Origin of the sequence: Streptomyces sp. NPDC001270 (assembly GCF_042896695.1) — a bacterium.
In the GTDB taxonomy this organism is placed as follows: Bacteria; Actinomycetota; Actinomycetes; order Streptomycetales; family Streptomycetaceae; genus Streptomyces.
On sequence record NZ_JBIAXM010000009.1, the window covers coordinates 300,659 to 314,745 of the forward strand.

Here is a 14,087-nt window from a genome sequence, read left to right on the forward strand (position 1 = left end):
CCTCAGCCCGCGGGGAAGAGGTTCGAGACGTCGTCGTCCGTGAGGACGGGCCTGCCGTCTTCCGTCTCGGCGGCCAGGCTGAGCTTCACGGTGTGGGTCTGCGCGGTCTTGCCGCCGCCCTTGCCGCCCAGCGACACCACCCAGAACTTCACCCCGGCGTTGGCCTCGGCGGTCTTCTCCACCGCGACCTGGAGTTCCAGGTCGATGGATTTGATCTGGAACCGCACGTCCTGGCCGGCCGCGGCCAGCCGGGCGCGGTCGATCTCCGCGCGAAGTGACGTGAGCAGATCGGACAGTTCGATGTCCATGGGTCCCCCGAAACCGTACGGAATCCGTCAACCGCCTGTGGCGTGCGTGAAGTCTCTCAGATGACAGAGTGTCGGGAGCCCCAACCGGTCATGTCCACTGCCGTGCACGGGCGGGATCCGGCCGGGGCCGGGGCCGCCGTCAGGCCCGCAGTGCCTCGGTCCAGTCGGCGACCGGTCCGAAGGTGAGGAATCCGCTGGCGGCGCCCGCCAGTTGGCCGGTGGCGGGACGCAGCCGGGCGGCGAGGACGGACCGCAGTTCGGGGTCGTCGAGTTCCAGGGCGGCGGCGGCCGTCAGGCAGCACAGCGCCTCGTACATGAGGTCGGCCGGCGGTTCGGGCAGCCCGCGCACGGCCGCGTGGGCCTGCCCGGTCCGGCCCGCCCCGAGCAGGGCGAGCGGCCGCGCCCACGGCCGGTAGGGACCCCAGTCCTCGGCGAGATCGACGTCGGCGGCGCGGGCCGGGCGGTCCGGCCGCAGGGTCAGGGACAGCCGGGTCAGCGGGATCAGCCCCGCCGTCAGACCGGGCATGCCGCAGGCGTCGAGCGCCGCGTACGCCGACCGGTAGGCGTGCTCGGCCTGCGCCGCGGTGCCGGTCGCGGCGGCGCGCAGGGCCGCGTAGCCGGCGGTGAACACGCCGACGAGCGGCAACTCGTGCCGTCGGGACAGCCGGTCCGCGGCGGCGGCGTGCGCGTCGGCGGTCGCGAAGTCGGCCAGGGCGGCGCGGGCCTGGACGCGGACGAGGTGGCCGAGCACCTCGTAGGTGACCAGGCCGTGCCGGGCCGCGAGGGCGACGAGTTGCTCGCCGGTCGCGTCCCGGACGGGGGCGAGGCCGGCGCGGGTGCAGGACTGCATGAAGACGCCGTTGAGGGCGAAGGCGAGCAGCGCGGGGTCGTCGAGGCGGCGGGCGCTCTCCTCGGCCGCGCGGGCGGCGGCCGGGCCGCGCGGCGAGCGGGTGCCGCGCATCTCCACGGCGACGGTGGCGAGAAGACGGCAGCGGGCCGCCTCGTGCGGCCCGTCCGGCGGGAGCGCCGCGAGGGTGCGTTCGGCCGCGGCGACGATACGCTCCGCCGCCTGCGGGTCGTCGGCGCGCGGCCACAGCGCGGGCACGTCGAAGGCGCCGATGACCCGGGCGGTCAGTTCCGCGTCGCCGGTCTCCTCGGCCGCGGTCACCGCCGCGAGCCGGTGCCCGCGGGACTCGGCGAGACCGTCGCCGCCGGTCACCGCGAGGTTTCGGAGCAGGCCCACGGTCGACTCCAGGCGGGCCCTGGCACCGGCGGCCACCGTACGGTCGTACGCCTCGGCCGCCCGCGCCCACAGCCGGGCCGCCGCCTGGGACGGTTCCGCCGGGCCGTCCAGGCCGGGGTCCTGGGCGAGGACCTGCGCCTCCAGGCGGCGCAGCGCCACGCCGGGGTCGAGGCCGAGCCGGTCGGCCAGGTCCGCGCGGGCGCGGCGCAGCACGGCGAGCGCGTCCGCCTGCCGGCCCGTGCGGTACAGGGCCAGCGCCAGCAGCCGCCAGCCCTCCTCGCGCCAGGGGTGGGCGGTGGCGTGCGCGTCGAGGTCGGGCACCGCCTCGGCGGGCCGGCCAAGCGCGAGCAGGGCCTCGGCCCGCCGTTCCACCGCGTGCAGCCGCAGTTCGCTCAGCCGGGCCCGTTCGCCCCGGCACCACTCCTGGCCCGCGAAGTCCGCGTAGGCGGGGCCGTGCCACAGCGCGAGCGCCGCTTCGAGCCGTGCCAGGGCGCGCTCGGGCGCCGCCGCGGCGGCCTCGGCCACGGCGTCCTCGAACCGCCGGGCGTCGACGGTGCCGGGGTCGGCGCGCAGGGCGTACCCGGGGCCCTCGGTGACCAGCAGCCGGGCCGGTGTCCGCGGCGGGCGCTCCGGTTCCAGGGCGCGGCGCAGGTCGCCGACGAAGGTCCGCAGGGCGCCGACGGCGTTCGGCGGCGGCTCCTCCCACAGGTCGTCGACGAGCCGGCCGACCGGGACGACCCGGCGGCGGGCCACGATCAGCCGGGCCAGGACGGCACGGTGGCGCGGGCCCTTCAGGGCCAGGGCGGCACCGTCGCGCTCGGCCCCGACCGGCCCGAGCACCCGGAACACCACCCGTTCCATGCGACCTCCCTGCGCGTGCTCCCTGCCCATGCTCCCTGCCCGTGTCACCGGGCTGGGCGCCAGGCCGTACTCCCTGCCCGCGCCCGCGGACCGGCTTCGCGGACCGGTCTCGCGGACCGGCCTTACGGACCGGCCTTACGGACCACCCCGGCTGACCAGCCCGGCGGACCAGCCTTACGGACCAGCCTGACTGACCGGCCTTGCTGACCGGGTGCTGATCCGCGGGCGGCAGCCTCGGAGCATGCTCTCCCATGACCCCAGCGTCCGCGCCCCCTCCACCATCCCTGGTTTCGCATCGCACCGAGTGCCCGTCGCGGACGGCGTCGCCCTGCACACGGCCGTCGGCGGCAGCGGCAGCCCGGTCGTCCTGCTGCACGGCTTCCCGCAGACCCACCTGATGTGGCGGCACGTGGCCGCCGACCTCGCGGCCGACCACACCGTGATCTGCCCCGACCTGCGAGGTTACGGCGCCAGCGACAAACCCGCCGAGAACGCCGACGGAACGGCGTACGCCAAGCGGACCATGGCCGCCGACATCGTCGCGCTCGCCCGTGCGCTCGGCCATGAGCGGTTCGCCCTGGCCGGGCACGACCGCGGTGCCCTGGTCGCCTTCCGGGCGGGGTTGGACCACCCCGAGACCATCACGCACCTGGGCATCCTCGACATCGTGCCGACGCTCGACATGTGGAACGTCCTGCACGGCGTCTCGGCGGCGGTCGGCTACCACCTCTTCCTGATGGCCCAGCCGCCGGGCCTGCCGGAAGCGATGATCGCAGGCAGCGCGGACGCGTTCTTCGGCTCGTTCCTCGACGCCTGGGCCAACGACCCGGCCGCCCTGCCCACGGAGGTGCGGGCCGAGTACCTGCGGGCGAGCGCCGCGGCGGTGACGTCGATCGTCGCGGACTACCGCGCCTCGGCGGGCATCGACATCACGCACGACCAGGCGGACCTGGACGCCGGGACGCGGTTCGCCATGCCGGTGACGGTCGTCCAGCAGGACTGGGGCGCGCAGCTCGGCTACGACGCCGCCGGGGTGTGGCAGGCGTGGGCGCCGGACCTGGACCACCGGCTGACCCGAGCGGGGCACTTCATGGCCGAGGAGGACCCTGCCGCGATCGCCGCAGCACTGCGCGACCTGCTGAAGCGCTGACCGCACGGCCGGCCGGGCAACTGGCCGGGCAACCGGCCGAGCAACGGGCGGGGCAGCCGACCGGGCAACTGGCCGGGCAGCCGGCCGCGAACGCGCGCAGGTCCCGCGGAGCTGAGGGAACTCGCTCCACGGGACCTGCGTACCGCGTTCCGGTGTGCGGCGGCCCGGTCGGTCTACCGCTGCCGGGCCGCCGGTGTACCGCTACCGGGCCGCTACTTCACGTAGACGAGCCCGTCGGTGGTGATGGTCGGACGGCCGCTGGTGCCGACCACGACCAGCTTGACGGTGTGCTTGGCGCTGCTGGACCAGGACTTGGTCCAGATCGCGTTCCGGTACTGCGTGGTGGACGACTTCAGGTCGACGGTCGAGACCTTCGTCCCGTCGACGTACACGTACACCTGCCCGGAGGTGGCGGCGCGGGAGACCACCAGGGCGGCCGAGCGGCCGGTGAAGGTCCAGGTGAGGCTCGCGTTCTTGGCCGAGCTGGAGTACGACTTGCCGCCGAGGTAGCTGGAGCTGGAGCGGGTGCTCCACGTGCCCGTCTTGGTGGCGGAGGTCTCCTGGAGGATCACCGGGGTGTAGGCGGGCGAGACCGTGCGGTAGTTGCCCGCCCAGTCGTACGCCCGCATCGACCAGGTGGTGGCGGCGCCGGGCTTGACGGTGCGGCTGGAGCTGGTGGTGGTCGGGCCGAAGGTGACGGCCGTCGGGGCCAGCAGGTTCACCTGGCGCAGGGCCGTCGTGTCGGCGGCCTTCCAGCCCAGCGTGACCGGGACGGAGGTGGTGCTGACGGTGCCGGTGCGCAGGGCGATGTTCGGGTTGGTGCTGAAGGTGGGGGCGGTGGTGTCCCCGACGATCTTCACCGAGGCGCTGGTGGCCGTCTTGCCGGACTGGTGCACGGCCCGCACGGCCACCGTGTGGCTGCCCACGGCCAGGGTGGTCGCGGCGGAGGTCGCCGAACCGGCCAGCGTGGAGACGGTCTTGCCGTCGACCACCAGCTCGTACTTGGAGATGAGCGACGACGGCGTGGTGGCCGACCACTTCACGGTGACGGCGCCCTTGGTGTAGTACGTCGAGCCGTTCAGGGTGGCGCCGGTGACCGAGGCGACCTTCAGACCCTGCACCGGACCGGCCGCGAGGGTGCGGATGGTCGGCAGCTGGTTGTAGAGCCCGTCGCCGGGGCACTCGGTGTTGAAGCCGTCACGGTGAGCGGAGATCCGCGAGAAGGTGTACTTGCTGCCCGCGGTGAAGTTCTTGCGGAAGTAGTTCGCCTGCGTGGCGCCCGCGGTCAGGTCGACGGTGCCGGCCGGGTCGGCGCCGTACTGCCCGAGCTTCCAGGCCGCGATCCGGGCGACCGAGGTCAGCGCGGCGCTGGAGGCGCCGGCGCTGGTGTAGGTGCCGAGCACCGCGATACCGGTGGACTCCCGGTTGAAGCCGTACGTGTGCGCGCCGAGCACCGGCTGGTCGACACCGCCCTTGCGGCCCTCGAAGATGGTGCCGCACTTGTCGACGAGGAAGTTGTAGCCGATGTCGTTCCAGGCCGGCTCATTCGGCTTGTCGGTCGTGTGGTACACGTAAATGCCCCGCACGATCGCCGCCGACTGGTCACACGTGTAGTCGACCCCGTCCGTGTGGTGGACGAACACCGCCTTCACATCGGCGTTGTAGTCCGACGGGTCGGGGCTCCGCGACTCGTCCGCACCCCACTGGGCGCGCGTGACGATCGGCGGTTCGGGCACCGTGGACGGCCGCGCCGGTGGCGTGGTCGGCGCACTGGGCGTACTGGGTGTACTGGGCGCATTGGACGCACTGGACGACGAACTCGGCGACGAACTCGCCGGAACGGGTGCGGAAGCGGAGTCGCTCGCAGACGGCGCTGTGCTGCCCGTCGGTGCGTCGCTCGTGCTGTCGGTGGGAGAGACGGAGTCGGTGGGCGATGCGCTCGTCTCGCCGACGGTCCCTGCCACGTAGGCGGCGGGCTGGGCCTTCGCCTCGGCGTCCGTCACCACCCCGGGGTCGACGAGGTCGACCGTGAGTCCCTTGGGCAGGACGGAGCTGGTGGTGCCGTTCTTACGGGTGACCTGTACCTGGACGCCGTCGGAGGGGCCGACCCACAGCGGCTCGGACGCGCCTCGCGCGGTGGCGCTTCCCGCCGTGTCCTCCGCCGGGTCGGTGTTCACATCGAGGCTCCGCCAGGCGCTCCACTCGCCGGTCTGGAGGCTGCGGGTGCGCACCTGGGCCGCACCGTCGAACCGCTTGGAGCCACCGGTCCAGGTGACACCGAGCAGCGAGAACTGCTTGGTGCCCGTCTGCGGCAGCTCCGCCTTGCCGGCTCCGGCGCTTTTCAGCGCCAGGCCGTGGACGCTCGCCGGGCGCTTGGCCTGGCCTTCGGCGTGACCGTCCGACGGGCTGGCGACGGCATAGGACACCACGCCGCCACCGCCCAGGACGACCGCCCCGAGCGTCAGCCACACCCGCCGTTTCATGGTCAACGGTCTGTACGCATGCGACGTACGAGGACTCACTATGTATCCCACCCCAAAGAAGGCCGCTGAGGTCCGCGAAGGACAGCGGCAGAAAGTTCAGGAGTCACACCTGACACACAGGTGCGCTGCTATCACCAGCGCACAGGATGCGCCAAGCATCACCCCGGTGGCGCCCGCAGTGACCGAGACCACATGGATCCCCTCGCTCACACGGACATCGGGGATGGGTCCCGCGGACCCCAGGGACGGTCGGCCGGTCTCGGCCGTGGGCGCACCGGGAGTTCACGCCGATTCCACCCGGTGACCGGGCACGCCTGCGAGCGTTCTCCCGGCAAACCGGGCGCGGGGCAGCGCCCGTTCAAGCGGAAGGGACCCCATGCGGGCAAAGAGTGCCGGAAACCGGTCGGACACCGGCCCGAGACCGGGACGCCGTACGGCGGCGGCCCTGACCGCCGTCGCGCTGGCGGCCGGGGCGGTCGTCACCGGGGCGGGCGCGGCACAGGCGCAGGGCTGCGGTGCCGGACGGGCGGCTCACGTGTGCGCCCAGCCGGGCGAGTTGCTGGACGTCACCCTGGGCGAGCTGCATCCGACCCAGTCGGTGCTCGGCTACGACGAGGTCTCCTACAAACTCGGCCGTTACGGTTCGGACAAGGACGAGGCGGCGGGCGACTTCAACAAGCGGTTCGACGACTGGTGCGAGACCAACGGGCAGGGCGAGGCCGCGTCCGTGCGGCCCGGTGCCCGCCTCGACGACCCGGCCGGCTTCTCCTGCACCGTGCCGCTCGGGCAGGAGACGGCCGACAGCGTCGCCGAGCTTGAGCCTGGTCAAGCAGGCGTCCCAGGCCATGGCCGCGCTCGGCGGTGACGATCCGGTGGCGGGCGGCCGGACGGCCGCCGAGCTGGGCAGGATGGCCCAGTGGAACGACGGCAAGAAGGAGACCGGCGGTGAGTTCGCCAAGGTGAGCAAGCCGATCACGGACGCCAAGCCCGGCAAGCTCGCCTACGCCCTCGACTTCAAGGCCGGCCTCACCCCGGCCCCGTCCTGCACCACCACGCTCACCGGCACCCACCGCGGCCCGGTGACCGTCGCCACCGGCGTCACCTGCCTCGACCGGGCGCGGTTGACCGGCCCCGTGACCGTCCGCGCGGGGGCCTCCCTGGTCTCCCGCGGCAGCACGGTGACAGGTCCCGTGACCGCGGACCGGGCCCGTACGGTGCAGTGGTGCGGCACCACCGTCACCGGGCCGGTGTCGGTCACCGGCACGAGCGGGCCCGTCGTCCTCGGCGGCACGGGCTGCACCGTCGCCGCCGTCACCGGTCCGGTCGTGCTCACCGGCAACAGCGGTGGCGTCACCGTCTCCGGCGCCACCGTCATGGGACCCCTGACCTGCTCCACCAACCAGCCGGTCCCGGAGAACGCGGGCAGGCCGGTCACGGTCCTCGGCCCCAAGTCGGGCCAGTGCGCGGCCCTGTGACGGGCTGAACGCAGGAAGCCGACCGACGGGCAGGGTCCCGTCCGGTACCCGGAACGGGACTGGACGGGACCGCTGTGACGGACAGGACGGACAGGACGACGACGGCTGCCGCGGCAGCCGTCGTCGTCCGTCACGGCGCCGTCGTCCCGGCCGTGCCGTATCAGCCGTGCACCGTCAGCCGTGCCGCCCCAGCCGCTGCCGCCCCAGCCGCTGCCGTCTCAGACATTCACCCCGAAGTCGGCGGCGATGCCGCGCAGGCCGGACGCGTAGCCCTGGCCGACCGCGCGGAACTTCCACTCGGCGCCGTGCCGGTACAGCTCGCCGAAGACCATCGCCGTCTCGGTCGACGCGTCCTCGGACAGGTCGTAGCGGGCGATCTCCTGGCCGTTCGCCTGGTTCACGACCCGGATGAACGCGTTGCTGACCTGGCCGAAGTTCTGCCCGCGCAGCTCCGCCTCGTGGATGGAGACCGGGAAGACGACCTTGTCGATGTCCACGGGCACGGCCGCGAGGTTCACGTTGATGCTCTCGTCGTCGCCCTCGCCCTCACCGGTCAGGTTGTCACCGGTGTGCTCCACCGAGCCGTCCGGGCTCCTGAGGTTGTTGTAGAAGACGAAGTGCGCGTCGGAGGCGACCTTGCCGGACGTGTTCAGCAGCAGCGCGGAGGCATCCAGGTCGTAGTCCGCGCCGGTGGTGGTGCGCACGTCCCAGCCGAGGCCGACCACGACGGCGCTCAGACCCGGCGCCTCCTTGCTCAGCGATACGTTGCCGCCCTTGGCGAGCGAGATTCCCACGGCTCGTCCTCCCGTTGTTCGTCCGTCGGTTCCGTCACTGGTTCCAACGCGGAACCCGCGCCCATGGTTCCGATGTTTGCGCAATAACTAAACCGTTACGGCGGGCAGCGACAGCGAGCGGCGGGGCGGGAGGGGCGCAGCAGGCGAGGCCGTGGCGGCGGCACGCGGAACGCCCCGTCCGGTGCGGGCACAGGCCGACGACGGGGCGTTCTCGTACTCGATGACGGTCGCCGCAGTCCACCGTCACCGGCTATTACCGTCTGGCCTTTTTAGCCGGATGCGCACCCGTCTGCTGCCCCTGAAAAGCGTAGACCTGTTGCTGCTGACTGCTGCTGGAGGAGGCTTGTGAACTGCCGGCAGTGCTAATTGCCATCTCCCGGACCGGGTCATACCGGCGGCGCTGCTCGCTCACGCCGTTCAGCCTTTGCTCCAGCGCGTCTTGGCCTGCCCCTTTGGCGTTGACATATGCCTGTCCTTCAGCATCCGCTGATAGTCCGCAGGAGTTTGCGTGGCCGCGTAGGTATCGCGTGAGGCAGTGTAGTTCGCCAAGAGCATTTCGGAAGCATGGTGGTAAATCTTTTCCAGTTCACTCAACTCCCCCACGCCCAGGCTTTGGGCCCGACGGGCAAGGTCGTTCTCGCGCGTGCTGGCCCATGCGAGCCCTTCGGTCACTTGATCACCGGTGACCGGAACATCTGCGAGATTTCGGTAGAGATCCGTGACCACATGCGCCCCTTGCGCGCGCCGCTCTCTCGAAGCCGCTTGCTCGGCTCACAACGTCGCGAGATCTCCCGACTCTGGCATCGCTTCCACATTCCTTCCGCGCAGCCATGTGTACTTCGTTGAGAATCACAACGGACAGACGGCGTCGGTGGTTCAGTCGGGGTCCTGGCCCGCACCCCTGACCCCGCCCCCCTCCGGCGGCTGACGCGCCACGCTCCGCCCAGAACCGGCGAAGGCGTGCGACGGGGCGTTCCTGTGCTTGACGGGGCGTTCCTGTGCTTGATGACGGCCGCCCGCAATCCGCTGCCGGCGGACTCTGTCTACCTTGTAGGACCTTTGGGTTTGTCGGCCGGCCGGTAAGGCAGGCCGGCGGTGCTGCTGGCGAGTTGCGGCCTTCCGCGTGTGGCCGCCGCGGAGGTGACCGGCGGTTGGGTTCCACGGGCGGCCCCACCGACGGGGTTTCGCGCTTGGCCAGAGAACCACGCGGCGACGCCCTGCATTGCCTCGACCGCCTGGTGCATGGGAGCGTACAGGGCCGCCCGGGTTTGCTCGCTCAGATCGTCCAGCCTCTTCTGCATCAGGTCCTGCTGGACTTCCTTGAGGCTCGCCCACACCAGGCCGTGATTGATCATCTGCTCACCGTCTTCTTTGGATTTCGATCGCTCGTATCGCAATAGTGAGCTGACGAACGGCTTGAAAGCTTTATCGGCCGCACGTGCGTGAATTGCTTCGTGCGACGTCATCTCCGGTGCCGCCTTCGACGTACCCAGGGAGGCGGCTTGGCGGTCAAGGTCATCCTGACGTTTCAAGGTTTTTGTGACCAAGGAATCCACTTCCTCCTTGGCGTCCTTAGCGGCCGAAAACCCCTTTGAGAGATCCGCGCGCAGCTTTTCGGACCAAGACTGCAATCCTCCCGCTTGCAGTTCCAGGTAGTACTTTTTGAGTAGCTGATCCACCTGGGCCCAACCCGCTGGCCGATCACTCAGCCGCTGATCCCTTTCCGCCCGCATCGCCCGGAGATCTCCTGTTTTCGGCTGTGGATCTGTTTCCGGCTGTGATCCTCGCGGCATCTCTTCTTCCTTCCTCGGCGCAGGTGCGTGGTCGAGAGTTGACAACGGACTGACGGCTCCGGGGGTTCAGTCGGCGCCCGGGCGGCCGTCCGAATCGGTGCGACACGGCCATGGCGACGGTCCGGTGGACGGTCCGGTGAGCGTTCACGGAAGCCCCGCCGCCGCCCGGCTCGCCCGCAGCGCACAGAACCTCGCCCACAGCGGCCCGCCGGCCTCCCGCACAGCCCCGCGAACCCCCACACAGCCCATGAACATCCCGCATACGGGACAGGACCTGCCATCACGCCCCTAATGGAGGACACTGAAAGGCGAGAGGTGGGCCTGTCGGTGCCGCAAAGGGGGTGTCGACCATGGCAGGGATACGGCTCGACCGGGCGCGGACGTGGCGCTGGCGCCGCAGTCCGCTGCGCCGCCGCAGCGACGTCGTCGAAGCCTGGATCCTGCTCGCGGCCTGGGTGATCGCCGTCGTGGGCAGCATCTTCGCGGGACTGGTGGCGGCGTCCACGGTGGACCGCAATCTGGCGCAGCAGCGGGCGGAGCGGCACACGGTGTCGGCGGTCGTCACCGAGGACGCGCCGCACGGCCCGTCCGCGCGGACCCCGGACGGCGGGCACGTCTGGGCCACCGTCCGCTGGACGGCCCCGGACGGCTCCACACACCTCGCCCGCACGGAGGTGCCGCCCGCCGCGCCGAAGGGCACCCAGGTCACGGTCTGGACGGACGGGCAGGGCCGGCTGACGTCGCGGCCGATGGCCGGCGGCGACGCGGCCTTCCAGTCGGTCTGGACCGGCGCGCTGGTGGCGGTGGCCACCGCCGGTGCGGTGGCGGGCTGTGCGCAGCTGGCCCGCGGCCGGCTGGAGCGGCGGCGCCTGAACCAGTGGGCCGAGGAGTGGGAGCGCGTCGACACCCGCTGGGGCGGCCGGACGGGCTGATCCCGTGGACGGCGGATGCGGGGAATCTGCGCAGGAGAGTCACACGGGCTGCACACAGACACGCGAAAGGATCGTTACCGTTGCTGGCCGCTCGCTCTGTTGTGCGAGCACGACCAGGCCGTGCCCGGACGGGTCCACGGCGCCAGCGACCCAGGAAGACCGCGGATGGACTACTGCACCTCGTGCCGTCGGCATCTCAACGGTGCCCTGGTGTGTCCCGGGTGCGGCGCGTACGCCCCGGACATCGCCCCCGACGTCTCCGCGTCCGGCATCACCGCCGCGACTCCGGAGCGCCCGGACACCGCACTCGCCGTCCCGGCCGGCCGGCCGCCCGCGGCGTGGCTGCGCCGGTACGACGTGCCTCCGGCCGACGAGCCGGAGTACGTGCCCGACACCGCGGCCGTGCCGCCCCCGGCGGACGACGTCGCGAGCCCGGCGCCCTCGGGCGAGGGACGCGCGGCGCGGCGCCGGCAGCGGGCCCGGTGGAAGAAGAACCAGCGCCGGGCCGTGGTGGCGACGGCGGTCGCGCTCGTCGGAGGCGGTCTGACCGTCGCGGCGATGGACCGCCACTCGGCCCGGCCACAGGCCGCGACGGCACCGGACAACCACCGCATCACCCTTACCGGGGAGATGCCGGAACAGACGGCGACCGTCCCCGCGGCGCCGACCGACGACGCCACGTCGGCCTCGCCGTCCCGGACCGGGAACCGGGACACCGGCGCCTCGCGGCAGCGGAACGAGGCCGCGCCGCGCACGGTCGCCTCGATCACCCGTCCGGACTCCGCCGTCGCGCCCCACCCGGCCACCACCTCCACCGCGCACCGGCCGAGCACCGCGGCACCGGCCACGGCGCACCCGAGCACGGGAAGCCAGCAGCCGAGCGGCACGCCCACGCCGGCCCCGTCCACCAGCACCCCCGCCCCGAGCGACCCGCAGACTGGCACCCCCGCCCCCTCGACACCACCGTCGAGCGACCCGACGCGGCTGTGCCTGCTGGTGCTCTGCCTGGGCTGAGGCATCGAGGCAGTACCTACGTCAGCCCGTGCGTACGCCATTTCGTACGCCATTTCGTACGTCATTTCTTACGTCGGTTCGTACGTCGGTTCGTGCATCGGTTCGTACATCGGCGAAAGCGGCTCCGCCCGCCCAGTGACCCCACTGGACAGGCGGAGCCGCTTTCGCGCGTTCCGGCTTGGGCGAGGGCTTCGACGGCGCACCCAACCCTGGCGCAGATAACCCCGCACAGCCCAGCAAAACCCACTAAAGAGAACATAAGTAGCTATACATACCCCTTACTGCCATAGTGCGCCCATGAAGATCACGAAGGTGTCGTCCCTCGTCGTCACCGGTGCCGCCGGGATCACCGGAGCCGCGCTCCTCCTCGGCGCGCTCCGCCACGACGGTGGCCGTCCCGTCGCCCGCCCCGGCGCGCTCGCCCCCCGCACCGTGCCCTCGCCCGGCGCCCCCGGCATCGGTGACCCGCTCGCGCCGCTCGACGGCAACGGGGGCTACACGGTGCGCCGTTACACCCTCGACCTCGACTGGCGGGCCCCGCGGACGCCGTTCCCCGCCACGGTCACCATCAGCGCCACCGCCACCCAGGCGCTGTCCCGCTTCGACCTCGACTTCGCGGGCAACACCCTGCACACGGTCACCGTGGACGGCGTCCCGGCGCGGGCCGTGCGCGACGGCGACGAACTCGTCGTCACCCCCGCCCGGCCGATCCCCGACGGCACCGCCTTCACCGTACGCGTCGCCTACACCGCCGACCCGACGCAGCAGCGCCACCGCGACGACGCGATCGGGAAGTACGGCTGGGTGCCGACCGCCGACGGCACCGTGCTGTGCCCGCAGCCCGACGGCGCCAAGCTGGTCTTCCCAGTCAACGACCACCCGAGCCTGCGCGCCCCCGTCACCTTCCGCATCACCACCCCGGCGGACCTGAGCGCGGTGGCGGGCGGCCGGCTCGTCGAGCGGGTCCGCAGGCCCGACGGACGGATCCGCTGGACGTACGACTCCGAGCAGCCGGTCGCCGCGCAGCTGGTGCAACTGGCGATCGGCAGGTTCACGTTCGTCGAGGGCCGCGGGCCGCGCGGGCTGCCCGTGCGGGACGTGGTCCCGCGGGACCTCGTCGACGGCACCGCGGCGAACCGCGCGCTCACCCCGGAGCACCTGGAGTGGCTGGAGCAGCGGCTCGGCCCGTACCCCTTTGGCCGGTACGGCGTGCTGGTGGGCGACACCGACCTGCCGGTGGCGCTGGAGACGCAGTCGCTGTCCGTCGTACCGAGCGCCACCCTGCTGGGCGACCGGGTCGGCGCCGAACGGGATCTCGTGCACGAGCTGGCGCACCAGTGGACGGGTGACAGCGTCGGTCTGCGGCGCTGGTCCGATCTGTGGCTGAGCGAGGGTCACGCCCGGTTCTACGAGCGGCTCTACACGGACACGCACGGCGGCCCCGATCTGGAGGAGGCCATGCGGTGGACGTACGAGCAGCACGACCAGTGGCGGCACGACGACGGCGCGCCCGCCGAGCCCACCTCGTCCGCGCTGTTCCGTCAGATCCGCTACGACGGCTCGGCGCTGGTCCTGTACGCCCTGCGGGAGGAGGTCGGCGAGGAGACCTTCGAGCGGATCGAACGCGAGTGGGTGACGCGCTACCAGGGCCGGACGGCGGGCACCCGGGACTTCATCGCGCTCGCCTCCCGGGTCGCGGGCCGGGACCTGACGCCGTTTCTGACGCCGTGGCTGTACGGGGAGCACACCCCGCCCATGCCCGGACACCCCGACTGGCGGGTGAATCCGGTCGAGGACGGCGAGCCCGCCGGGGACGGCGAGAACACCGGGGTCGCCGAGGGCGCCGGGGACGGCGAGAACACCGGGGGCGCGGGCGGCTGAGCGGGCCCGCCGGCGGAGGCGACGCGCTGCCGCCGACCGGGTGGCCTGTGCCGGGTGGCTGGTCCACGCCGGTGACGCTCGGCGCGCGCCTGCGCGCCGGGCACGGAAACGTACGAGAGGTGGCGTGCAGGGCAACTCCTTTGTCCTGGTTGC

General features: G+C 72.4%; 12 protein-coding genes. 6 read left to right on the top strand and 6 right to left on the bottom strand.

Translation table 11 applies throughout. The annotated features are described in order from the left end of the window. Nucleotides 1-2 precede the first annotated feature (2 nt). Both ACFY2B_RS17915 and ACFY2B_RS17920 read right to left on the bottom strand, forming a co-directional pair. On the bottom strand, nt 3-308 hold the full coding sequence (locus ACFY2B_RS17915; protein WP_390764049.1) for a trypco2 family protein: 306 nt from the start codon (nt 306-308) through the stop codon (nt 3-5). Between the two features lie 139 nt (nt 309-447). Continuing rightward, complete coding sequence (locus ACFY2B_RS17920) at nt 448-2,412, bottom strand: BTAD domain-containing putative transcriptional regulator (RefSeq protein WP_390764050.1); 1,965 nt, start codon at nt 2,410-2,412, stop codon at nt 448-450. Between the two features lie 241 nt (nt 2,413-2,653). On the opposite strand from ACFY2B_RS17920, the gene ACFY2B_RS17925 reads away from it, so the two are divergent. After that, nucleotides 2,654-3,562, top strand: a complete 909-nt coding sequence (locus tag ACFY2B_RS17925; RefSeq protein WP_390764051.1) for an alpha/beta fold hydrolase — start codon at nt 2,654-2,656, stop codon at nt 3,560-3,562. Between the two features lie 212 nt (nt 3,563-3,774). Here the strand turns inward: ACFY2B_RS17925 and ACFY2B_RS17930 are convergent, their stop codons facing one another. Further along, nucleotides 3,775-6,045 carry an N-acetylmuramoyl-L-alanine amidase gene (locus ACFY2B_RS17930; RefSeq protein WP_390764052.1) on the bottom strand — a complete coding sequence of 757 codons (2,271 nt, stop codon included), beginning with the start codon at nt 6,043-6,045 and terminating at the stop codon, nt 3,775-3,777. Between the two features lie 376 nt (nt 6,046-6,421). On the opposite strand from ACFY2B_RS17930, the gene ACFY2B_RS17935 reads away from it, so the two are divergent. After that, nucleotides 6,422-6,910, top strand: coding sequence for a hypothetical protein (locus ACFY2B_RS17935; RefSeq protein WP_390764053.1), 489 nt, complete (start codon nt 6,422-6,424; stop codon nt 6,908-6,910). Next, nucleotides 6,861-7,520, top strand: a complete 660-nt coding sequence (locus tag ACFY2B_RS17940; RefSeq protein WP_390764054.1) for a hypothetical protein — start codon at nt 6,861-6,863, stop codon at nt 7,518-7,520. The genes ACFY2B_RS17935 and ACFY2B_RS17940 overlap by 50 nt, the downstream gene beginning before the upstream one ends. A gap of 218 nt (nt 7,521-7,738) precedes the next feature. Here ACFY2B_RS17940 and ACFY2B_RS17945 read toward each other — a convergent pair whose 3' ends face one another. The 3 genes from ACFY2B_RS17945 to ACFY2B_RS17955 all read right to left on the bottom strand — a co-directional run bounded on the left by ACFY2B_RS17945 (nt 7,739) and on the right by ACFY2B_RS17955 (nt 9,993). After that, nucleotides 7,739-8,314 (bottom strand): TerD family protein, encoded by a 576-nt coding sequence (locus tag ACFY2B_RS17945; RefSeq protein WP_376525565.1) that lies wholly within the window; start codon nt 8,312-8,314, stop codon nt 7,739-7,741. A 417-nt stretch (nt 8,315-8,731) separates the two neighbouring features. Beyond that, nucleotides 8,732-9,040: a hypothetical protein gene (locus ACFY2B_RS17950; RefSeq protein WP_390764055.1), complete on the bottom strand. Its 309-nt coding sequence runs from the start codon at nt 9,038-9,040 to the stop codon at nt 8,732-8,734. A 317-nt stretch (nt 9,041-9,357) separates the two neighbouring features. Continuing rightward, the gene (locus ACFY2B_RS17955) at nt 9,358-9,993 is read right to left on the bottom strand and encodes a hypothetical protein (protein ID WP_390764056.1); all 636 of its coding nucleotides are present in this window, start codon (nt 9,991-9,993) and stop codon (nt 9,358-9,360) included. Nucleotides 9,994-10,457: 464 nt separating this feature from the next. On the opposite strand from ACFY2B_RS17955, the gene ACFY2B_RS17960 reads away from it, so the two are divergent. The 3 genes from ACFY2B_RS17960 to ACFY2B_RS17970 all read left to right on the top strand — a co-directional run bounded on the left by ACFY2B_RS17960 (nt 10,458) and on the right by ACFY2B_RS17970 (nt 13,934). Beyond that, the gene (locus tag ACFY2B_RS17960; RefSeq protein ID WP_390764057.1) at nt 10,458-11,039 is read left to right on the top strand and encodes a hypothetical protein; all 582 of its coding nucleotides are present in this window, start codon (nt 10,458-10,460) and stop codon (nt 11,037-11,039) included. Nucleotides 11,040-11,204: 165 nt separating this feature from the next. Beyond that, nucleotides 11,205-12,053, top strand: a complete 849-nt coding sequence (locus ACFY2B_RS17965; protein ID WP_390764058.1) for a hypothetical protein — start codon at nt 11,205-11,207, stop codon at nt 12,051-12,053. Nucleotides 12,054-12,350: 297 nt separating this feature from the next. Further along, entirely contained in the window at nt 12,351-13,934 is a 1,584-nt protein-coding gene (locus ACFY2B_RS17970; protein WP_390764059.1) for a M1 family metallopeptidase, read from the top strand. Nucleotides 13,935-14,087 lie beyond the last annotated feature (153 nt).